The organism is Trichocoleus desertorum ATA4-8-CV12 (assembly GCA_019358975.1).
In the GTDB taxonomy this organism is placed as follows: domain Bacteria; phylum Cyanobacteriota; class Cyanobacteriia; order FACHB-46; family FACHB-46; genus Trichocoleus; species Trichocoleus desertorum_A.
In genome coordinates, this window is record JAHHIL010000002.1 from 272,183 (window position 1) to 294,157 (window position 21,975).

The window sequence follows — 21,975 nt, forward strand, 5'->3', positions numbered from 1 at the left end:
GAAATGCTGCGATCGCAACAAAATTGGGCACCCTGATAAGCAGTTAACCCCTAGGAGTCTCGGTCGATTGACCTCCGTCAGACTACAAATGGGACGCTGGATCAGCCATATTGATGTCTTTTCTACGTCTTTCAACGCTTGACCCATGCCGCTTTAAAAGCCAGGATGGCAAGCAGTCTGAGTCCTAGATTCTAAATTTTGGAGTCCAGCTAATGGAGCAGCATCAGAACGATCTTCGTCGCGCCGCCGCCCAAGCTTTTGCTGAATCACTTGATCAGTTGCAAAAAACCTTGCAAGTCGATGGCAGGCCACCTACAACTGCTCAAACTCAGCCAGAAAAGGTGGCTCCTGTACCTAATAGCAACCCTAACTCGACTCCAGTTCGGCCCGCTCTGGCTGATTGGGAAGCCGCAGTTGCTGATATTGAACAATTTATTGAGGCTCGGCAATCGGGCTGAAGCGGCTCGCTGAGATTCGCGCCCACTCGCTTAACTGGAAGGAGCCTCAGGATTGAACCCTCGTTGTCGCTGGGCTTCGTACAGTATTAAGGCAGCGGCGATCGCCACGTTCAAGGATTCAACCCCGGACCTAAGGGGAATCTTGACTTGTTGATCCGCCAAAGTTGCTACTTCCTCAGAGAGTCCTGCGCCTTCATTACCGAGCAAAATTAATGTAGGTTGCCGCAAATCAGCTTCCCAGTAAGTTAGGGCCGCATCTGGCAGAGTGGCCACGACTTGCATGCCCTGAGCTTGGTAATCAGCCACGACCGTTTTCAAATCTGCACTGACAGCCATCGGCAGCCGGAACCATTGCCCCGCAGAGGCCCGCAATACTTTGGGATGGTCAAGATCCACGCTGTCAGCACTGAGCCACAACCCTTCTGCCCCGGCGGCTGCGGCGGCCCGAATCATGGTGCCCAAATTTCCTGGATCTTGAATGGTTTCTAGCACCAGACCCAGGCTGGTAATTTCGCTTAGTTGAATCTGCTCTGGCTGACGCTGGGCTGTCGCAATTACGCCGTCAGGTTCTACAGTAGTTGCGATCGCCTTCAACACTTCAGGGCTCACCAGTTCTAGTCGTTGCGCGGTTTGACTCACTTGCTGCCATAACTGCTCATGATTGGCTTGCCACTCTGGAGTGCAACAGAGGGTTGCCAACGGATAATTCACGGCACAAGCTTCTTCTAGTAAGTGAGTGCCTTCCAGCAAAAACAATTGCTGCTCCCGGCGATCTCTAGCCCGGTGTAACTTACGAAGTTGCTTAACGAGAGAATTTTGCAGACTGGTCAACATAGCCACAGGGTAGAATCTGGGTCCTGAATATCGAGAATATCGAGCCAAATATTTAAATATTCTTACAATTAGCTAGGCAATCATAAGTAGATCTGACCAAAACTCCAGTTACCTGAAGAACTTTTAGGGAAAAATAAAAAAGCAAACCGCTGAATTTCTCATACGGTTTGCTCTTAAACATCATGTAGACTGAGGGAGCCCTTCAGGGCTTGACTCAACTGGCTTTAGATGCGGAACCCGGGACTTGAACCCGGAAGTCTTTGCAGACACTAGAACCTGAATCTAGCGCGTCTACCAATTCCGCCAGTTCCGCTTGTTGTGCAGTTTTAGACTGCGATTTATCAATGTAGTAAAATCCGGAAGGTTTGTCAACTCTTACGGTTGAAGATTTCATAGCCTACAGCCCTTCTTTGAGTTCACTATATTTAGTGCTTGAGAGCAGAGTTCTGGACATCTGAAATCTTTCCGGTAGAATCAAAACCAAATTTGTAAGTTCTAGAAGCATAAATGACTCGGAGGATAAGCCCATAACTCCCTCTTACGGACTGCCAGATACCCATTCTTCACCTGAAGAAGATAAGTCAGTACTTCAGATTTGGGGTAAATCTTCGCTCAAAGGACATGTCACTATTAGCGGTGCCAAGAACTCCGCCCTCGTTGTGATGGCGGGTGCCCTGCTCTGTCCCCAAGACTGCCGTCTTCGTAACGTTCCCTCTCTGGCAGATGTCTCTCGGATGGGGGAGATTTTGGCATCCTTGGGTGTCAAACTGACACGGCAGGGCGATGTTCTCGATATCAATGCGAGCTACATTGGCCAATCAACCGCTCCTTATGAGCTGGTTAGCCAACTGAGAGCTAGCTTCTTTGTCATTGGCCCTGTGTTAGCTCGCTTAGGCGTGGCCCGCGTTCCTTTGCCCGGTGGTTGCGCGATCGGCGCTCGTCCAGTAGACCTCCATGTCCGAGGTCTGCAAGCGATGGGAGCTGATGTCCACATTGAGCACGGCACAGTCAATGCTTACGTCAGAGGCCCTAGCCGCCGCCTCAAGGGAGCCAAAATTTATCTGGATTATCCCAGCGTTGGTGCGACCGAAACGCTGATGATGGCTGCGACCCTAGCGGATGGCGAAACCATCCTAGAGAATGCGGCTCAAGAACCTGAAGTGATCGACTTGGCTAACTTCTGCCGAGCCATGGGAGCCCAGATCCGAGGCGCAGGCACGAAAACCATCGTGATCTCAGGGGTGCCAAGTTTGCACTCAGCCGACTACACCATTATTCCAGATCGCGTTGAGGCGGCTACTTTTCTAGTAGCAGGAGCTATCACACAATCTGAAATTAGCCTCTCTCCGGTTATTCCTGACCATTTGACGGCTGCCATCGCTAAGTTGCGGGCGATCGGTGCTTTGATCGCCCCAGAGTCACCTAACTGTTTGCGGATCAGTCCGGGGCATGGCCTGACCGCTACTGATATTGAGACCTTACCCTATCCAGGTTTTCCTACGGATATGCAAGCTCAATTTATGGCTTTGCTGACCGTCAGTGAGGGCGACAGCATCGTCACAGAAACGGTGTTTGAAAACCGCCTGCGCCATGTGGCTGAGCTAAATCGGATGGGAGCTGATATTCGGGTGAAGGGCAATCACGCCGTGATTCGGGGAGTCCCGACGCTCTCTGGGGCTCCTGTAGTCGCAACCGATTTAAGAGCATCAGCTGCTTTGGTTCTGGCTGCTTTGGCCGCAGAAGGTAAAACCACGATTCAAGAATTGCACCACTTGGATCGGGGCTATGAAAACCTCGACACGAAGCTCCAAAAACTGGGGGTGAAGTTGCAGCGTCTTCAAGGAGACTCGACTACAGAGGCTGAGGTAGCTCCACTGACACCGATCGCGCCCAATTAACTCCTAGCCACAGTTGCAGTGAGTGAGGTTTGATCCATTGCTCTTGGCTTGTCTCCCGCAGGCCAGGGGCAATCTCGCTATACTAGCTATGTGTAAGTGGTTAAGCGATCGCAATGCAACTCGTTGTTTGCTGTGCGATTGGCTTAGACACTTGTCTTGACCTCACGTTTCATGGCTGTCCCAGCATGGCTCTTGCAAAGACTCCTTTAATTGGCTTGAAGGCGGATCAATTTCGTCATCCCCTCGATTTAGAAGCAACCCAATCCCTCAAGCAGTTGCCTGGGCTGGACTTGATGATTCGGAGTTTGCTAGGGCCACTAGCCGAACAAGTTTTTTACCTCGACAATATTGCCTCCAGCATTTTGGTCAGCGAGCAACAACTGCCGCACCTGCATCAACTGCTGATTGAAGCTTGCAAAATTCTTGACTTGGAGTTGCCTCAGCTCTACATTCGGCAACATCCTGTCCCCAATGCTTACACGTTTGCGATTCGAGGTCGGCAGCCCTTTATCGTAGTTCATACCTCTTTGTTAGAACTACTAAACCCCGAAGAAATTCAAGCGGTGATCGCTCACGAGTTAGGGCACTTGAAATGCGACCACGGGGTTTACTTAACCCTAGCCAACATCATGGTGCTGGCGGCAGGACAACTGCCCACTTTGGGGGGAATGATTGCCCAAACCTTGCAGTCCCAAATCTTAGAATGGGTTCGCTGTGCTGAATTCACTTGCGATCGCGCTGCCCTCTTAGTTACGCAAGATCCGAAGGTGGTGGCTTCCCTGCTGATGAAGCTGACTGGGGGATCGCCAACCTTGGCATCTAAGCTGAACCTAGACGCTTTCTTGGCTCAGGCGCGTTCTTACGATGATATCAGTAACAGCGATCTGGGTGAGTTGCTCAAGCAGGCTCAAGTCGCACCCCTCACGCACCCAGTCCCTGTGATTCGAGCGAGAGAAATCGATCGCTGGGCTGGAAGTAAAACTTACCAAACCCTGTTGCAAAACGGAAAAAATGAGTATAATAGTGAAGCTTCATCCAAGGGCGGATGGCGGAATTGGTAGACGCACCACACTCAAAATGTGGCGGCTTCGGTCGTGAGAGTTCGAGTCTCTCCCCGCCCATATCATTTAACTAAGTACCAAATATGGCTCAACGTCTGAAACGATGGGAGTCGCCGCGCCGTGAAGGTCGGAACTCCAAAGGTAAAGGTGGTTCGGCTCGTCAGAGACAACGTAAGAAACAAATGCAGGTTCTGCGGCAAAAGCTCAAAGAGCAAAGTGATACCAAAGACCAAAGCAACCAAAAAAAACGAGGAAGAGAGTTCAATGTCTCTTCCTCGTTTTTTTTATGTGCTTAATCGCGTGAAACGGCTGAGCCCAACTATTTAGCGGGAGCTAAGACTCCATCTCGCCACACTTGAATCAACCGATCAGAACCACCGCTGGCCAGAGTTTGGCCGTCAGGGCTGAAGGCAACCGACTGTACCCAATCTGTATGCCCAGTCAGGGTAGTAATCATTTCTCCTGTCTCCAGATTCCACAGTCTAACCGCGTCTCGACCCGCACTGGCTAAGATTCTGCCGTTAGGGTTCACCTCAACATCAGTGACCCAATTGTTATGTCCCGCTAGAGTTTGTCGCAATTCGCCCGTTTCTGGATTCCAGACTTTAATGGTTGTATCTCGACTAGCGCTGATTAAGGATGAACTGTCGGGTGTAAAGGCTAGAGAGTTAACCACCCCTGTGTGGCCTGGGAGGGTTTGTAGTAGCTGCCCACTGGCCAAATCCCACAGCTTCACCACGCCATTGTCTTCTCCGCTAGCTAGGTATTGCCCAGAAGGACTAATGGCTAGGGAATATACTTCATGGCGCTCATCCTCAAGCGTGTACAAAGGGCGTTGTCTTTGTAAATCCCAGAGTTTAATTCCGTCTAAACCGCCGCTGACTAAGGTTTGACCGTCAGGACTAATAGCGAGTGCCAAAATGTGGCTGGAGTGGTCTAAGAAAATACGAGTCGATTGTTTTGTCTTCAGATTCCAAAGGTTCAAAATATAGTCGGTACCACCGCTAGCTAAGGTTTGACCATCCGGAGTCAGGGCTAGCGATGCCACCATTGTCTGATGGACTCGCAACGTCATTGCCTCTCTGCCGCGCTGGAGATTCCAAACCTTAATTCTGGCGTCGTTGTAGCTACCGCCACTAAATAGCGTCTGACCATCTGGACTAAATAAAAGCACATCAACTGCTCCTTTATGTCCTTCAAGGGTCTGAACTAACTGGGGTTGTCTCCAATCGCCACTAGTGGGGGCATTCGTGACGGTGTTAGCGGCTACTTCACTCGCTACAGGAGGTGCGGGTAGAGCTTGACTGATGCTAACGCCTTGTATAGGGCAGACTACCCCGATGCAAACTGCTCCCCAAAATGCCAACCGCTTATGAAGAAATACACGCAGAGGAAAGCTGGGAGACGGGTGTTTCATAGTTCGATTGAATATTGGGGCAGATTGTTTGATGAATCCGATGGACTGGGGGCTGTTCTTCCCAACCCGAAAGAATTCCTTGTAGTTCATCTTCTAGAGTTTTGAGCGCTTCGATTTGCTGAGCGATCGCAGCCAACTTAGTCTGCAAGCGTTGCTTGACTTCACCACAAGGCAGTTGTCCCTGGTCGTGCACACCCAAAACCTCATGAATTTCACTTAAGCTCAACCCTAAAGCTTGAGCCCGCTTAATAAAAGCCAAGCGATTCAGCACTGAACGGTCAAACAGACGATACCCTACCTCAGAACGTTCCACAGTTGGCGTCAGTAAGCCAATTTCTTCGTAGTAACGAATCGTTTTGACAGGTAACCCACTCTGAGTGGCAACCTCACCGATCTTAAGGAGTTGCTTGATAGTCGGAGCCATGACGGTACAGAGCTTTAGCCCTAAAAAAGACCTATCTAAGAAAAATAAGAAGTAAATTTAGTGGGGTGGGTTTTTCTTGGAAACCGATAACATGGGGAGTTGCGGTCGGGAGGAGCGGGATGGCAAGTAATATTGGGGCACTTGATCGGGTTGTTCTTCCTCTTGGCGGTGCATCAACCACCAACGCAGGGCGATCGCGAGGCCCACGGTTCCCAGACCAAAGCTAAAGAGAGACCAGCGACTATCAAGCCCGCCAATCGCAGCATCTACAGCACCCACCGTAATAATAAAACTTGAGATGGGCTCCTTACGGTAAGCTGCCCTAAAAAACCGAGGCCATACAGCATTCATCACAGTATTTCTCTGGCTCAACGTATCAAGAAGTTTAGAGTTTTAAATGAAGTAAAACAGTTAGAAGTTACGTGATTCAGTTTAGTGGGAGTTCTTATTTCTAATTTAGACGCATCCCACAACTTATGCAGAATTATAGAAAAAACTGTCTAGGTCGATAAGTATTTATACTACCCTTTATCATCTCTTTATCTTAGTCTTCCCAAGCCTTTCCAGCCCTTCCCCATTTGAACTAGCCTCTTTTAATTGCTGCTGAGGTGCCGATTCAGTCAGCATCAGCCGAGGCCAAGGTAAGAGGAAGAACTGGCAAGTCGAGATATTAGCGCAGTCCTAGCCAAGTCAAAACGCCTTGCCCAGTTACATATTCGATGGCAACGGCGATCGCAAAACCAAGCATAGCGGCTCGACCATTTAAGCGTTCTGCATATTCTGTAAAGCCGACTTTAGGTTCAGCCAATTTGGGAGTTGTAGTGGGTTGTAGTTGAGTCATTGCTTCAAAAAAATTGACGACAGTTCTGCTAATTCAGTCCAAGTGTAAAGCAGCGATTGAGAAATCTTACTCAGGAGGTAAGCCTTAAGGTAGAACTTTTGGCTGCTTTTGACACTATTTACAATTCTTTACCTCTTTTATCTATTTTAAGGGGGGCTGTCTTGGCGTCAACTCATCCTTTTGGATCAAGACCGAGTGGCGATCGCTCAAGCTCAGTCCCTACTTTGATTCCCAGCTACTTTTGTGGCCAGATTAAGCTAGAAGCATAGGGCATTCAGAGGTTTCATATGGAAATCGGCGTTCCCAAGGAAACAAAAGACCAAGAGTTTCGAGTGGGGTTGAGTCCAAGTAGTGTTCGCGTCCTGGCAGACAATGGGCATACCCTTTTTGTCGAAACCCAGGCTGGGATGGGAGCAGGCTTTACCGATGCTGACTATGTCCAAGTAGGAGCAAGAATTGTTCCCAGCGCCGAAGCCGCCTGGAATCGGGAGTTGGTGATTAAGGTCAAAGAACCGCTATCGCCGGAATATCAGTTTTTGCAAAAAGGCCAACTACTTTTTACCTACTTGCATTTAGCCGCCGATCGCGAACTGACTGAGCATTTGATCAGCTCTGGTGTGACTGCGATCGCCTATGAAACGGTAGAGACCCCAGATCGGAAATTGCCTTTGCTAACCCCCATGAGCATTATTGCTGGGCGGCTATCTGTACAGTTTGGAGCGCGATTTCTGGAGCGGCAACAAGGCGGACGCGGCGTTTTACTAGGAGGAGTGCCAGGTGTGCGTCCGGGGCAGGTAGTAATCTTGGGTGGAGGGGTGGTAGGAACTGAAGCCGCCCGTATTGCTGTGGGTTTAGGCGCTCAGGTGCAAATTTTAGATGTGAGTGTAGACCGTTTAGCTTATTTAGAAACTTTATTTGGTTCCCGTGTGGAACTGCTCTACAGCAACTCCTTACAAATTGAGACCGTTGTACCAGAAGCCGATTTGTTGATTGGGGCTGTGTTGGTGCCCGGTCGGCGTGCGCCCATTCTCGTGGCTCAGTCTTTGGTTGCCAAAATGCGGCCTGGTTCAGTGATCGTGGATGTGGCAGTGGATCAAGGCGGTTGCATCGAAACCATGCGGCCAACTTCCCATAGCTATCCCACCTACGTCGAGGCAGGAGTGGTTCATTATGGCGTACCGAATATGCCTGGAGCTGTGCCCTGGACCGCCACGCAAGCCCTCAACAACAGCACCTTACCCTACGTGCTGAAGCTGGCCAATTATGGCTTAGCCGCATTGGATTTAGACCCAGTTTTAGCTAAGGGTCTCAACGTGCAAAACCAGCGGCTAGTTCATCCTGCTGTGCAGGAAATGTTTTCTGATTTGGTGCATTGAGAGGGATTGAACTACAGGTGACTGAATCATAGGAGGGCGATCGCGGCACCCCCGTTCCCCTCCTATGATTCAGAAACTTTAACTCTCCAGGGTTGAAGTTTTCTTCTTAGAGCTACTAGTGCCTGATTTTTTCGTGGTAGCCTTGCGAGTTTTGGTTTGGCTGGTGCCCGTTTCGCTTTTAGTTGTCTCGCTCTTAGTTGTCTCTTTCTTAGCTGCTGCCGACTTACTTGCCGACTTGCTTGCCGACTTTTTCGTGCCACTGGCAGCCTTGGTGGACTTGCGCCCCGACTTACTGGTTGACTCCTTGGTACCTAATAGCTCCAGAGCCGCTTCTAACGTGATCGACTCTACCGCTTGGTCTTCGGGCACCGAGACATTGGTCTTGCCGTGCTTGATGTAAGGGCCATAGGGGCCATCGTAAATATTGATCGGCTCCTCATCGGCAGGATGAGCACCGAGCGATCGCAGCGATTCTTTAGATTTGCTACGAGCACCCCGGCGACCTGCTTTTGGCTCAGCCAGCAATTCCAAAGCGCGGTCTAGAGGAATCGTCAGTACATCATCTTCCGCTTTTAAGGAGCGATACTCTTTGCCTTCCTTCCCTTGGTCATGCACTACATAAGGGCCAAATCGTCCCAGCCCAGCTTGAATTCTGCCGCTTGTCTCTGGGTGAGTGCCTAAGGTGCGGGGGAGAGACAACAAGCCCACCGCCATCTCTAGGGTGACATCCTCCATGCCCACCCCTTTAGGTAGTGAAGCCCGCTTCGGCTCCGCATTGGTTTCCCCCAAATCTCCCAACTGGACATAGGGACCAAAGGGACCAATGCGTAGATAAATCGGCTCTCCCGTGTCAGGTTGCAGCCCTAGCTTATCGGGTCCCTCGGTTTTTTGGCGCAGTAGCACCTCAACTTGAGCAGGGTCTAGGTCAGCAGGCGTTAAATCTTGAGGAATTGTAGCTTTAACGATCGCATCATCTTTCTCGGTTTCCAGGTAAGCACCGTAACGACCAATGCGGATTTTAGCCGCCAGATCTTCTAGCTCAATGGTGCGGGCTTCTGTGGGATCAATTTGACTTTCCTGTTCTTTAACTTGCGTTTCTAAACCCGCTTTTCCGAGATAGAACTCCTTGAGGTAAGGCAACCACTTCACCTCACCTGTGGAAATTTCATCCAGGGTTTGCTCCATCCGAGCGGTGAAGCTGGTATCAACCAGATCAGGGAAGTGCTTTTCTAATAACGTGGTGACGGCAAAGGCAGTAAACGTGGGCACTAGGGCATTGCTGACCATCTGAGCATAACCCCGGTCAATAATGGTGCCGATAATGCTGGCGTAGGTGCTAGGCCGACCAATCCCTTCACTTTCCAAGGTTTTCACCAAAGAAGCTTCGGTGTAACGAGCGGGAGGTTGGGTTTCGTGACCGATCGCCTCTAAAGCTTTGCAAGCGGGCTTGTCACCCACCTTGAGCGTGGGCAGAATCACTTCGCGATCCTCGATCGCCGCGTCGGGATCATCCGAACCTTCAACATAAGCCCGGAAGAAACCAGGGAAGTCGATGCGCTTACCACTAGCTCGGAACCCCGCCTCTTCCACCTGAATTTGCACTGTGATGTGCGTCTGACGCGCTTCTGCCATTTGGGTGGCGACGGTGCGCTTCCAAATCAAGTCATACAGTTGAAATTCCGCCCCTTTCAGTCCGGTTTCTTGGGGAGTGCGGAAACTACTTCCGGCGGGACGAATCGCTTCGTGGGCTTCTTGCGCCCCTTTGCTTTTGGTGGAGTATTTTCGGAGTTCGGGGCTGAGATAAGCCTCACCATACATACTTTCTACACAAGCTCGAGCTGCCGCGATCGCCTGCTGCGACAAATTCACTGAGTCCGTCCGCATGTAGGTGATAAAGCCTTGCTCATAGAGGCTTTGGGCCACCCGCATTGTATCCCTGGCCGAGAGGCGGAGTTTGCGGTTCGATTCCTGTTGCAGAGTAGAAGTGGTAAAGGGGGGTGCAGGCTTGCGAGTAACAGGCCGTTCTTCGATATTAGAAACGGTCCAAGGCTTGTTAGTGATTTGCTCTTGCAGTGCTCTGGCTTCAGCTTCATTCAGCAAGAGGACGTTGCGACCCGCCGCAATTTGCCCTGTCGCTTCGTCAAAGTCGCTGCCTGTCGCCAAGCGCTGACCTCGCAGCGTCACCAGTCGGGCTTCAAACGCACTTTTATCTTTTTCTAGGCTGGCTTTGAGATCCCAGTAAGTTCCTTGACGGAAGGCCCGACGCTGCCGCTCCCGTCTCACCAGAAGCCGCACTGCTACAGATTGCACCCGTCCAGCCGACAAACCCCAAGCAATTTTTTTCCACAGCAACGGCGAGAGGGTATAGCCCACCAACCGATCTAAGATCCGCCGCGTTTCCTGCGCCCGAACTAGCTTCTCGTCTACAGTGCGACAATTTTTCAGCGCTTCCTTGATCGCTTCTTGGGTGATCTCATGGAACACCATGCGCTTGATCGGCACCTTGGGCTGCAAGAGCTGAAGTAAATGCCAGCTAATGCTTTCTCCCTCGCGGTCTTCGTCCGTTGCCAGTATCAACTCATCGGCTTCTTTGAGCGCGTCTTTGAGAGCCTTGACTATTTTTTTCTTGTCTTTGGGCACCACATAGAGCGGCTCGAATTCCGATTCGATATTCACTCCCAGCTTTGCCCATTTTTCTTCCTTGACGTTAGCGGGGATTTCGCTCGCCGATTGCGGCAGATCGCGCACATGTCCCATTGACGCTTCCACTCGGTAGCCTGCGGGCAAGTAGTTGCGAATGGTGCGTGCTTTGGTAGGAGATTCGACAATGACCAGGGTTGACATGGGATCGTTTAACTTCAGGCAAAGTGGTAGCGAAGCTAAGTAGTCTTGGACATGCAGGATTTCATCTGGGATGCCAAGCCTAAGTAGCAAGGACTGATGGCGAAAACGGGGAGACTAGCGAAAAGTTAGCTTAACTAGATAGCGATCGCTTCATCCTAAAAGAGGACTCCCTGAAAGCAGCCTCCCTGACAAAGGAGGACTTCAGGAGAGCTGTAAGTGGAGGCGACATTCAACATGTCTTGACTCTACTTATAACCAATATGGGTGGAATCCTCAGTTTTGACAAAAGTTTTTGTGTTTATCTCCCTGAGACGCGAATCGTTGCAGCGGAGCGGGGAAGTTAGCTAAGCCAGGACGCAGATAAGCTAGAAAGCCAAGCTAGTCTTAGATTCGCTCTTCATCCATGAGTTCGACGGAGGGCAAAAATTCCAACTTTCTCGTGAATTGTGAACAAATATTAACAGTTTGACTGCGATCGCTCTAAGCTGATATCGGTTGCTCTAAGAATAAATACTGATTCAAAATAAGAGTAAGCGTTAAGATAGCGCGATAAGATTCTGGTTAAAGATCCTAATTGTTGCGGCCTTGCAGGACACAAGGGGATAAAAAATTGCATCTTCTCCGGTGGGGCAGCACGGGGAAGTAAAACAACGCTCGTGGAGTCCGACGCAATAGCGGGACTAGGAAGCGAGAAGCCTAGAAAGTATCCAGAAGCTCACGCCTGCTCATGGAGCCGCAATGGGTTGGATATAGACTGGGATCTGTCACTGCTGTTTAGTCTGTCGAACCCCTATGGATTTTGCTACTCTTGCAGCCCAGCTTAATGCGGGGACGATCGTACCGGAAAGTATCGTCATTGTGACGCTGCTCTTGGTGCTGATCAGCGACTTGATTGCCGGACGTGCTGCTTCCCGTTGGACTCCTTATTTAGCGATCGCGGGGCTGCTCGGTGCTACAGGTGCTCTTTATTTTCAATGGGAAACCACCAATCCAATTGCTTTCCTGGGTGGTTTTAATGGTGATGCTCTGAGCGTGGTCTTCCGGGGGATCATTGCGCTGTCCGCAGCCGTGACCATCCTGATGTCGATCCGCTACGTCGAGCAATCTGGCACCTCGCTAGCAGAATTTATGACCATTCTGCTCACGGCGACGGTGGGGGGAATGTTCCTCTCCGGTGCAGATGAACTGGTAATGGTTTTTGTTTCTTTGGAAACGCTGAGTATCGCTTCCTATCTGCTCACCGGATACATGAAGCGCGATCCCCGCTCCAATGAGGCGGCCCTGAAATATTTACTGATTGGGGCTTCTAGTTCAGCGATTTTCCTCTATGGCGTGTCGCTGCTCTATGGGCTGTCGGGGGGGGAAACTCGCCTGAGCGCGATCGCAGCTAACGTCGTCACCGATGCCAGCGGACAATCCATTGGTCTGGTGATTGCTCTAGTGTTTGCGATCGCGGGGATCGCCTTCAAAATTGCTGCTGTGCCTTTTCACCAGTGGACTCCCGACGTTTACGAAGGCTCGCCAACTCCAGTGGTGGCCTTTTTGTCAGTCGGCTCTAAGGCCGCTGGTTTTGCCCTGGCGATTCGGCTCTTGGTGACGGCTTTCCCAATGCTGACCCACGAGTGGAGGTTTGTCTTCACCGCCCTCGCCATCCTTAGTATGGTCTTGGGTAACGTTGTGGCGTTGGCGCAAACCAGCATGAAGCGGATGCTCGCCTACTCCTCAATTGGGCAAGCAGGCTTCGTGATGATCGGCTTGGTTTCCGGTACTGAGGCGGGCTACGCCAGTATGGTGTTCTACCTACTGGTTTACCTGTTTATGAACTTGGGAGCCTTCACCTGCGTGATTCTGTTCTCCCTCCGCACTGGAACCGATCAGATCAGCGAATACTCCGGTTTGTACCAGAAAGATCCGCTGCTCACCTTAGGCTTGAGCATTTGTCTGCTGTCCTTGGGAGGCATTCCACCGCTGGCTGGCTTCTTTGGTAAGCTCTACCTATTTTGGGCGGGTTGGCGTTCTGGCGCTTATGGCTTAGTTCTTGTGGGCTTAGTGACGACCGTGATCTCGATTTACTACTACATTCGCGTGGTGCGGATGATGGTGGTGAAAGAACCTCAGGAAATGTCGGATGTCGTCAAGAACTACCCCGCCATTACCTGGAATTTGCCTGGAATGCGGCCTTTACAAGTAGGTTTGGTGTTGTCTCTGGTCGCAACTTCTCTAGCTGGGATTTTGTCCAATCCCCTGTTCACCCTGGCCAATGACTCAGTCACCCATTCTCAAATTTTGCAATCGGCCATTACTAATACTCCTGGCAGCACCCAAGGTGTGACTGGCTACATAAAACCTGTCTTGTCAAGTCAGGTGCCCGTCACAAAAACCAACGCTGGTCTTTAACCTGGCGGAGCGGCGTTAGAGAGCGCTTTGGTTTGTTTCAATCACCGCCTGACTTTGTTGTTGGGCGGTTTTTATTCCCCCTAAATTTTTGCCATTCCCTTCTTGATTTTGACTACGACTAACAACATTTTGAGTTCTTCACTGTTTCAAGACTGTCAACCGTTGGCAGCGATCGCCACAACTCCCGCTGGCCTCAAAAAACTAGCCCCTCTCTGCCAAACCAACAGCATTGCTCTTTGGATTCCAGACTCTTTAGCCGAACTCGCTCAAGCTCAAAACTTGGGCTCTCTCCAGATTTATTCCGGTTCGCTTAAAGAGCAGATTGCTCAGTTGTGGCCGCAGTACCAAGGGTTTGTCTTTTGTCTAGCCACGGGCGCTGTGGTGCGGTTGATTGCGCCTTTGTTGCAGCACAAGTCTACCGATCCAGCGGTGGTGGTGGTGGATGAGTCAGGGCAATTTGTCATCAGTTTATGCAGTGGGCATCAAGGAGGAGCCGATCGCCTGACCCAAGCGATCGCCCTACAACTTAATGCCACCCCAGTCCTAACTGGCGCTGCAAACCGTTTGCAACTACCCGGAATTGATGTTTTAGGTGTGCCTTTTGGTTGGCAAAAAGGAACCGGAGATTGGACGGGTGTAAGTGCCGCGATCGCTCGCCAAGACCCCGTACAAGTGATTCAATCAGCAGGAACAACGCTCTGGCAACAGCACCTACCCTCGGAGCATTCATTTCAATTTCATGAGTCGGAAGAAACTGCTACGGCTCCAGTTCAACCAGCTACTCCGAAAGCTAGGGTTTGGATTAGTCCGTCAGAGCGGCAATTCGTTTCAGAGTCCGACATTCCAGAAGTTCAATGGCATCCCAAAGTTCTGTGGGTCGGGATTGGCTGTGAACGAGGCACCTCTCGCCAACTGATTGAAAGTGCCATTCAGCAAGTTTGCCAAACTCATCACTTAGCGGAAGCCGCGATCGCTGGATTGGCAACCCTAGACCTCAAAGCCGATGAAGTGGGTTTGGTCGAGCTGTGTCGCGATCGCCAGTGGCCGCTGCGTTGCTTTTCCGCCGAGCAACTCAAATCAGTACCAGTCCCGACTCCCTCAGAAGTGGTTGCCGCCGAAGTGGGCACCCCTAGCGTAGCCGAAGCCGCCGCCTTGGTAGGAGCGGGTCTTGTGCTTGCCTTGGCGGAAGAAACTGGGCACCTGCAAGAGATGCCCCTACAGGTGAAAAAACAAATTTTTCGGTCAGAAGGTCAACCGGGAGCGGTGACGATCGCGATCGCCCAAGCTGAGCAAGAATACACAGGCCGCAACGGAAAATTGTGGCTAGTTGGTACTGGACCCGGACAACTGGAACAAATTACTCCTGCGGCCCAAACTGCGATCGCTCAAGCGGATGTAGTGATTGGTTATTCGCTGTACGTGGATCTCGTCCAGCCATTACTACGTCCAGGGCAGATTGTAGAAGCGCTGCCGATCACTCAGGAACGCCAACGGGCACATCGGGCGATCGATTTGGCCAACTGGGGCTTAACCGTCACCGTGATTTCGTCAGGAGATTCTGGCATTTATGGCATGGCAGGCTTAGTGCTAGAGGAGCTACGAGCCCAAGATTGGGACGGTAAAACGCCAGCGGTGCGAGTGTTTCCCGGCATTACTGCTCTCCAAGCCGCTGCCTCGCGGGTGGGTACTCCCTTGATGCATGATTTCTGCGCCATCAGCCTCAGCGATTTGTTAACGCCTTGGCCCGTAATTGAAAAGCGCTTAAATGCTGCGGCCCAAGCAGATTTTGTCACTGCTCTCTATAACCCACGCTCTAAAACCCGCACTGAGCAGATTGCGATCGCCCAACAAATTTTCTTGCAGCACCGTGGTCCCAGCACACCAGTTGCTTTAGTACGCTCAGCCTACCGCCAAGATGAGCAAATTACACTCACAACTCTAGACGAATTGTTGGCAGTCCCGATTGACATGCTGACCACAGTTTTGATTGGCAATACCAGCACTCGCACCTATGCTGACTGGATGATTACGCCCCGTGGCTACCTAGGCTTTACGCCTGAAGCAGAGCCTAATCAATTGCCCTAGCGAACCAGCCCAATACTGTCGTGGCGATCGTCAAGACAATGGAGCCTAACAAGGCGGGGATAAAGCCAGTGATATCAAAACCGGGGGTCAGAGCGGCCACAATCCAAATAGAGAGGGCGTTGACCACAAACAAAAACAACCCCAACGTCAAAATCGTCAACGGCAAGGTGAAGAACAGCAAAATCGGTCGCACGATCGCATTGACCAAGCCTAAAACCACAGCCGCGATCGCCGCCGCCACAAACCCTGACAGCACAAAACCGGGCACAAAATAAGCCGTGACCAGCAGTGCTAAGGCTGTCACTAACCAAGTTAAGAGAAATTGGGGCATAAACTTGCCTGAACGCGACTACTCTACTAACTATAGGTTTGACATCGATTTGACATCGAATTTTTTATGATCTTTCGCTACCTCACTACATTTCTACTAGCGTTTCTGATTTGGAGTTGGCATTTGCCCGCGATCGCCCTGAGCCAATATGCCCCACCTCCGTCGTACAGCAATGCTGAGTTGCGCGGACGAGACTTTTCTGGTCAAAATCTGCAAGTGGCCGAATTTTCCAACACTAATCTCACGACTGCTAACTTTGCTAATGCCAATTTGCAGGGTGCCGTGTTTAGCGCCTCGGTGATGACTGAAACTAATTTACAAAACGCCAATTTGAGCAGCGCCATGATGGATCAAGTCACGTTCAAGCGGGCAAGCCTCAAGGATGCGGTTTTAGCAAATGCAATTTTGTTTCGCTCCACCTTTACGGAAACTGATATTACCGGAGCCGATTTTAGTGATGCCCTGCTGGATCGGGCTCAAGTCAACAAACTGTGTGAACAAGCCAGCGGTATCAACCCAACCACAGGCACCGCCACCCGCGATTCCTTGGGATGCTAGTAATCTACTAAAATTTAAACTTTTTGGAGCGTTTTAACCTCTCGATTTGAGTGGGATGAATAGCCACGGAGTTCGCGGGATAAGGCCCCTCTAAAGAGATCGGGGCATAAGGTTTTCTAGGGCGAACAATCACATAGCCCAGGTTCGACAGAAACTCATAGAGTGTGCGAATACTATAAGGTTTATCTGTAAAGAATCCAGGTAGAGTTTCGAAGTAAATGGTTGGGTAGTAAGTCGTCAAAACTGTTTTACTACCCAGAAGTACGTCGTACTCCATGCCTTCAACATCGAGCTTGATCACATCAATTTTTTGAGGCTGCTCCAGAGTTACCCATTCATCCAGCGGCAAAACTTCCACGGTTGTCCCTTGGTCGTTATGAAATAACCCTCCATTGCCACGATAGGTTTGGTCTTCAAAGTACGAGAGTTGGCATCGTTGTTGCCCCAAACCCAACGGCACAACCTGCACCATATCCTTGAGAGTTGGATTTAAATCTAAATTTGCTTGGAGGCGCGATCGAATGATGGGGCCTGGTTCAAAAGCATAAACTTTGCCTGTTTCAATACAGCTAGCAGCAACTAATGTAATCGCGCCACAGTTAGCACCAATATCGAGAAAAACATCATCTTCTCGTAATACTTGTTGCAAGAACCGAGTGGTGGTGAGATCGTAAACCCCTGCCAACCAAACCGATGCCTCGATCGGATAAGTAGTGTCTACTTGCAACTGAAAATTTCCAGCGTAGTTCTTGACTAAATGGTGCTGGGCTTTTGGTAAGAACCGCACGAATTTTCCGCCACCTCTACCCGTCAATCTGACAAACAACTTAACTAATATTTGGAGTAATTGACTATAGAGAAGTATGAGGATTTGTGGCATTAGAAATCGTTGCGTTGTAGAACCGAGGAAGCCTGTTTGACTGCCCTCAATGGAGTGACGGTCGTTAGACTCTAAGAGTGGCTGGTTTTGGCGTAATATAGCGGATTGCTACCTTAAATTTGGCACGCTCATGGTTTCACCGCCCGCCCCTGAACCTTTATCTTCCAACGTTTTAGAAACAATGTCTGCTTATCAGTCAGGATCTCAGCCAGTGCAGCGAGTCGGGGTTATTGGCGGGGGCCAACTAGCTTGGATGATGGCAGGAGCCGCCAAGAAATTAGGTGTGCAGTTGGTGATTCAAACCCCTCATGCCACTGACCCTGCTGTGGCAATCGCGGCGGATACGGTTCTGGCTGCTGTTGCTGATGCGGCGGCCACCAAGGAGTTAGCGACTCGTTGTGATGTGATTACCTTCGAGAATGAATTCGTTGATTTAGAAGCGTTAGCTCAACTAGAAGCTCAAGGCACTCGTTTTCGACCTCGACTCACAACTTTAGTACCGCTGTTAGATAAGTATCATCAGCGCTCTTACCTCCGTGATTTGGGCTTGCCAACTCCTGAGTTCGTAGCTTTAGAACACCAACTCAACCCCACCGCTTTAGAACAGTTGGGGTTTCCGCTAGTTCTGAAAGCCCGCCGCCACGGGTACGACGGTCAAGGAACGTTTATTATTCAGAATCAAGCAGAGCTAGAAGATATTTGGCAAAAGTTAGACCACTCCCCCGCCCTATTGGAAGCTTTTGTACCTTTCGAGCGCGAACTGGCGGTAATTGCTGCCCGCAGTACCAGTGGTGATGTGGCCGTTTACCCGGTGGTAGAAACTCAGCAAGAGAACCAAGTCTGTCGGCGCGTCCTAGCTCCCGCTGATATTCCTGAGAGCGTGCAAGCAGAGGCAGAGGCGATCGCCCAGACCCTACTCAACAGTTTGCAAGCGGTCGGAGTTTTTGGCATCGAGCTGTTTCTCACCACTGACGGCAAAGTCCTGGTGAATGAAATTGCCCCCCGCACTCATAACTCTGGGCATTTCAGCCTAGATGCCTGCGCTACTTCGCAGTTTGAGCAACATCTGCGAGCGGTCTGTGGTCTTCCTCTTGGTAACCCTGCCTTAAGTAGTGCTGGAGCAGTAATGGTGAACTTGTTGGGGTACGAGCAATCCCACAGTGATTATTTAGAGAAACGTCAGCAAATCGAGAAAATTCCCCAAGCTCGCGTGCATTGGTATGGCAAAACTGAGTCTCGCCCAGGCCGTAAGTTAGGTCATGTGACTGTTTTGTTATCAGCCCAAACCGCCCCCAGAGAGCAGGCTCTGGCGATCGCCCAAGAAGTTGAAGCCATTTGGTATAACCGTCAGAGCTTCTAGGCATCTTTGAATCCTTTGTTCAGCCATTTTTGTTAAAACTTGGTCGTTCTTGTCTAAGACCGCTAAAATAGGGGACAGGTTCTACTGCGGCGTTGGTGACTGCCAATAATGTTTTATGATCTATGCTTCGCTAATACGGGAACTGATTTAAGCGTCTAGTGGCAGTAGACCGGGCATGTACCCGGAAACTTAAAACTAGAGCTAAGGTACCCACCTGGATTTATTCCAGGTCAAAAACTGAGGTAAGACGGCGTTGCGGGGAACCCAACTAAAATATTTGCAAAAATTCCTTTGTCTCCACAGGCAGGGGAATTTTTATTGGTCGGGATAGCGGCAAATTTGTATCAAGCTTTTCGAAACTGGGGGGCATGAAGCGCTACGATAGTCTAATTCGAATTCACTTCGAGTTTGTTTTAGTTAAGCAAGGTTGTCACAGCTTTTGGTCGGTTCAAACTTTCCCGCCAATGTTTTTCAGCTGGACAATGGGTTGACGGTGATTCATCAAGAAATTGCTGCCACGCCTGTTGCCGTCGTAGATGTCTGGGTCCAAGCAGGGGCGATCGCAGAGCCAGAGCCTTGGTCTGGGATGGCGCACTTTCTAGAGCACATGATTTTTAAGGGCACCGATCGCCTTGCTCCCGGTCACTTTGACCACGCAATTGAAAGTCGAGGTGGGGTGAGTAATGCCGCTACGAGCCATGATTATGCTCACTACTTCATTACCACTGCTGCCGAACATTTACCCGATACGCTGCCCCACCTAGCGGAATTGGTGCTGCACGCCGCGATTCCCGATGAGGAGTTTGTTCGCGAACGCGATGTGGTGCTAGAAGAGATTCGCCAAGCGTACGACGACCCCGACTGGATTGGCTTCCAAGCGCTGATGGAAAGCGTATATCAACGCCATCCCTACGGTCGGTCGGTTTTGGGAACTGAAGCACACCTGCTGCAACAGTCGCCAGAAGAGATGCGTCGCTTTCACCGCAACCACTACCAACCCGAAAAAATGACCGTGGCGATCGTGGGGGGTGTAGATACCGCTGCCGCCATAGAACTCGTGAACGAGGCGTTTGGTGAATTTAGCGATCGCACCGAATGCCCAATTGGCGAAATTGAAGCGGAACCACCAATTGTGGGGATACGTCGCCAAGAATTAGGCTTACCTCGCCTAGAGCAAAGCCGCCTGATGATGGCTTGGATTGGCCCCGGCGTAGACCAACTGCAACATGCCTATGGCTTAGATTTATTGTCGGTTTTGTTGGCGGATGGTCGTTCTTCGCGCTTGGTGCGGGAGTTAAGAGAAGAACGCAATTTGGTGCAAGCCATTCAAAGTGGATTTTCGCTGCAACGGGAGTCCAGCTTATTCACGATTAACGTCTGGTTAGAGGAAGAAAATTTAGAGCGAGTAGAAGCGATTATTTGCGATCGCCTCTCCGAACTTTTAACCAAACCTGTTCGTGATCAAGAACTGTCTCGCTGTAAGCGTTTGCTCTGCAACGACTATGCCTTTTCTACCGAAACGCCAGGACAGTTAGCGGGACTCTATGGCTACTACAACACGATCGCCCAAGCTCAGGTTGCCGTTACCTATCCTGGAAGAATTCAAGCCTTTCAGCCAGAGGAACTGCAACATCTCGCCAGCCAATATCTCTCTCCTTACCACTATGCAGCCACCATCCTGCGACCGTTAGACTAGCAGAAGTCATCCGTAACGTTTTGTTGAGATACTAGCTTTTGTCAGGTTAAGCTTTGTCAGCTTATTGGAGATAACGCAGTCAAATTAAACTTGCCAAAGTCCAGTTAAAACCCAGTCAAGTCAGCCCAGTCAGCATAGAAGGATAATTTCGCCCGTGGATCAAAGTGTGACGCCCTTCCTCCAAAATCGCCAAGTTCATCGGGCAGTACTAAAGAACGGCATGGTGGTGTTAGCCGTAGAAAATCCCGCCGCCGACATTATTGCTGCTCGGATCTTTATTCGAGCCGGAAGTATTTGGGAGCGTCCTGAGCAAGCAGGGCTATCTCATCTAGTCGCTTCGGTCTTGACCAAGGGCACCGATCAACTATCTTCCTTAGAAATTGCCGAACGGGTGGAATCGGTCGGTGCGGGCCTAAGTGCCGATGCTGCCAGTGACTACTTCTTGATGAGCTTGAAGACAGTCTCTAGTGACTTCGTGGAAATGTTGGAGTTGGCAGGGCAATTGTTGCGATCGCCCACCTTCCCCGAACCTGAAGTCGAGCTAGAGCGTCGCCTGACGTTGCAAAGCATTCGCTCTCAGCAAGAACAACCTTTTGCCGTGGCGATGGAACAACTGCGGCAGGCGATGTACCAAGACCACCCCTACGCCTTGCCCGCGATTGGCACGACTGCTAGCGTTTCGCAACTCCACCGCAGCGACTTACAGCAGTACCACCAAACCCACTTCCGTCCTGACAACATCGTGATTAGCTTGGTAGGACGCATTCCACCAGAAGCCGCGATCGCTTGTGTCGAAAAAGTTTTCGGAGATTGGCAAGCGCCAGCCGAGCCTATTCCTGCTCTCACTTTACCCCTAGTGCCTGTGGAGCCGCAGCGGTTAGTCACGGCCCAGGAAACGCAGCAATCAATTATCATGTTGGGCTATTTGGCTCCTGCGGCCAAGAGTCAAGCCAGTACGGAGGAAGACGCTCAGGACTATATTGCCTTGAAGCTGCTCAGCACTTATTTAGGCAATGGCCTTTCTAGCCGCCTCTTTGTGGAATTGCGAGAAAAGCGCGGCTTAGCTTACGAAGTTTCGGCCTTTTACCCCACTCGCTTAGGCCAATCGCAGTTTGTCACTTACATGGGGACTGCTCCTGACAATACGGCCACGGCTTTAGAAGGATTGCAGTACGAAGTCCAGCGGCTTTGCGACGCTCCACTCAGCGAACCAGAGTTGCAGACTGCTAAAAATAAATTGTTGGGTCAGTACGCGCTGGGGAAGCAGACCAACTCACAAATTGCTCAGGTTTTAGGGTGGTACGAGACTTTAGGACTGGGCATTGAGTTTGATGCCCAATTCCAACAAGCGATCGCTGCTGTCACTCCAGAGTCAGCGCAGCAAGCTGCTTGCCGTCACTTTGCCCAGCCTTACGTTTCTTTGGTGGGGCCAGCCGCCTCAGTCAATGCGATCGCGGTTCCGGTGCCACTTTAAAACCTAACCCTCAGCCTCTTCCCTAATAAGGGGAGAACGAG

The 21,975-nt window shown here is 50.7% G+C and carries 19 protein-coding genes, 2 tRNA genes and 1 other RNA gene; 13 read left to right on the forward strand and 9 right to left on the reverse strand.

Translation table 11 applies throughout. From position 1 onward, the window contains the following. The first annotated feature begins 212 nt into the window (after nt 1–212). On the forward strand, nt 213–458 hold the full coding sequence (locus tag KME12_03825; GenBank protein ID MBW4486903.1) for a hypothetical protein: 246 nt from the start codon (nt 213–215) through the stop codon (nt 456–458). 30 nt (nt 459–488) lie between these two features. On the opposite strand, the gene KME12_03830 is transcribed toward KME12_03825, so the two are convergent. Next, nucleotides 489–1,292: an RNA methyltransferase gene (locus KME12_03830; GenBank protein ID MBW4486904.1), complete on the reverse strand. Its 804-nt coding sequence runs from the start codon at nt 1,290–1,292 to the stop codon at nt 489–491. Nucleotides 1,293–1,521: 229 nt separating this feature from the next. Continuing rightward, nucleotides 1,522–1,605 (reverse strand) — tRNA-Leu (locus KME12_03835). A gap of 190 nt (nt 1,606–1,795) precedes the next feature. Between KME12_03835 and murA the strand changes: the two genes are divergently transcribed. From murA to KME12_03855, 4 genes are all read left to right on the forward strand, one after another. After that, a complete protein-coding gene (gene murA, locus KME12_03840) occupies nt 1,796–3,190 on the forward strand; it encodes a UDP-N-acetylglucosamine 1-carboxyvinyltransferase (protein ID MBW4486905.1) in 1,395 nt (464 codons plus the stop codon). Nucleotides 3,191–3,375: 185 nt separating this feature from the next. Further along, nucleotides 3,376–4,251, forward strand: a complete 876-nt coding sequence (locus tag KME12_03845; protein MBW4486906.1) for a M48 family metallopeptidase — start codon at nt 3,376–3,378, stop codon at nt 4,249–4,251. After that, nucleotides 4,230–4,311, forward strand: a tRNA-Leu gene (locus KME12_03850). The genes KME12_03845 and KME12_03850 overlap by 22 nt, the downstream gene beginning before the upstream one ends. A 23-nt stretch (nt 4,312–4,334) precedes the next feature. Next, nucleotides 4,335–4,547 carry a hypothetical protein gene (locus tag KME12_03855; protein ID MBW4486907.1) on the forward strand — a complete coding sequence of 71 codons (213 nt, stop codon included), beginning with the start codon at nt 4,335–4,337 and terminating at the stop codon, nt 4,545–4,547. Nucleotides 4,548–4,570: 23 nt separating this feature from the next. On the opposite strand, the gene KME12_03860 is transcribed toward KME12_03855, so the two are convergent. The 4 genes from KME12_03860 to KME12_03875 form a co-directional block, all read right to left on the reverse strand. Continuing rightward, nucleotides 4,571–5,668 (reverse strand): WD40 repeat domain-containing protein, encoded by a 1,098-nt coding sequence (locus KME12_03860; GenBank protein MBW4486908.1) that lies wholly within the window; start codon nt 5,666–5,668, stop codon nt 4,571–4,573. Further along, nucleotides 5,622–6,092 (reverse strand): heavy metal-responsive transcriptional regulator, encoded by a 471-nt coding sequence (locus KME12_03865; GenBank protein MBW4486909.1) that lies wholly within the window; start codon nt 6,090–6,092, stop codon nt 5,622–5,624. The genes KME12_03860 and KME12_03865 overlap by 47 nt, the downstream gene beginning before the upstream one ends. 57 nt (nt 6,093–6,149) lie before the next feature. Beyond that, nucleotides 6,150–6,443: a hypothetical protein gene (locus tag KME12_03870; protein MBW4486910.1), complete on the reverse strand. Its 294-nt coding sequence runs from the start codon at nt 6,441–6,443 to the stop codon at nt 6,150–6,152. Between the two features lie 319 nt (nt 6,444–6,762). Next, on the reverse strand, nt 6,763–6,933 hold the full coding sequence (locus KME12_03875; protein ID MBW4486911.1) for a hypothetical protein: 171 nt from the start codon (nt 6,931–6,933) through the stop codon (nt 6,763–6,765). A 287-nt stretch (nt 6,934–7,220) separates the two neighbouring features. On the opposite strand from KME12_03875, the gene ald reads away from it, so the two are divergent. Beyond that, a complete protein-coding gene (gene ald, locus KME12_03880) occupies nt 7,221–8,309 on the forward strand; it encodes an alanine dehydrogenase (GenBank protein ID MBW4486912.1) in 1,089 nt (362 codons plus the stop codon). A 78-nt stretch (nt 8,310–8,387) separates the two neighbouring features. Here the strand turns inward: ald and topA are convergent, their stop codons facing one another. Then, nucleotides 8,388–11,153, reverse strand: coding sequence for a type I DNA topoisomerase (gene topA, locus KME12_03885; protein ID MBW4486913.1), 2,766 nt, complete (start codon nt 11,151–11,153; stop codon nt 8,388–8,390). 792 nt (nt 11,154–11,945) lie between these two features. On the opposite strand from topA, the gene KME12_03890 reads away from it, so the two are divergent. Together KME12_03890 and cobJ are read left to right on the forward strand one after the other, a co-directional pair. After that, nucleotides 11,946–13,550, forward strand: a complete 1,605-nt coding sequence (locus KME12_03890) for an NAD(P)H-quinone oxidoreductase subunit N (GenBank protein ID MBW4486914.1) — start codon at nt 11,946–11,948, stop codon at nt 13,548–13,550. 129 nt (nt 13,551–13,679) lie between these two features. Next, the gene (gene cobJ / locus KME12_03895) at nt 13,680–15,635 is read left to right on the forward strand and encodes a precorrin-3B C(17)-methyltransferase (protein MBW4486915.1); all 1,956 of its coding nucleotides are present in this window, start codon (nt 13,680–13,682) and stop codon (nt 15,633–15,635) included. On the opposite strand, the gene KME12_03900 is transcribed toward cobJ, so the two are convergent. Next, nucleotides 15,619–15,966 carry a phage holin family protein gene (locus KME12_03900; protein MBW4486916.1) on the reverse strand — a complete coding sequence of 116 codons (348 nt, stop codon included), beginning with the start codon at nt 15,964–15,966 and terminating at the stop codon, nt 15,619–15,621. The two genes, cobJ and KME12_03900, sit on opposite strands and share 17 nt — an antisense overlap. A gap of 66 nt (nt 15,967–16,032) precedes the next feature. Here KME12_03900 and KME12_03905 point away from each other — a divergent pair, with 66 nt between their 5' ends. Continuing rightward, nucleotides 16,033–16,524 (forward strand): pentapeptide repeat-containing protein, encoded by a 492-nt coding sequence (locus KME12_03905; GenBank protein MBW4486917.1) that lies wholly within the window; start codon nt 16,033–16,035, stop codon nt 16,522–16,524. A 7-nt stretch (nt 16,525–16,531) separates the two neighbouring features. On the opposite strand, the gene KME12_03910 is transcribed toward KME12_03905, so the two are convergent. Continuing rightward, nucleotides 16,532–17,311 carry an FkbM family methyltransferase gene (locus KME12_03910; protein ID MBW4486918.1) on the reverse strand — a complete coding sequence of 260 codons (780 nt, stop codon included), beginning with the start codon at nt 17,309–17,311 and terminating at the stop codon, nt 16,532–16,534. A gap of 274 nt (nt 17,312–17,585) precedes the next feature. Here KME12_03910 and KME12_03915 point away from each other — a divergent pair, with 274 nt between their 5' ends. From KME12_03915 to KME12_03930, 4 genes are all read left to right on the forward strand, one after another. After that, nucleotides 17,586–18,764: a 5-(carboxyamino)imidazole ribonucleotide synthase gene (locus KME12_03915; GenBank protein MBW4486919.1), complete on the forward strand. Its 1,179-nt coding sequence runs from the start codon at nt 17,586–17,588 to the stop codon at nt 18,762–18,764. Between the two features lie 78 nt (nt 18,765–18,842). Beyond that, a non-coding RNA gene (gene ssrS / locus KME12_03920) (6S RNA) lies at nt 18,843–19,030 on the forward strand. A gap of 242 nt (nt 19,031–19,272) precedes the next feature. Next, entirely contained in the window at nt 19,273–20,460 is a 1,188-nt protein-coding gene (locus KME12_03925; protein MBW4486920.1) for an insulinase family protein, read from the forward strand. Nucleotides 20,461–20,680: 220 nt separating this feature from the next. Beyond that, nucleotides 20,681–21,934: an insulinase family protein gene (locus KME12_03930; protein MBW4486921.1), complete on the forward strand. Its 1,254-nt coding sequence runs from the start codon at nt 20,681–20,683 to the stop codon at nt 21,932–21,934. The last annotated feature ends 41 nt before the right edge of the window (nt 21,935–21,975 follow it).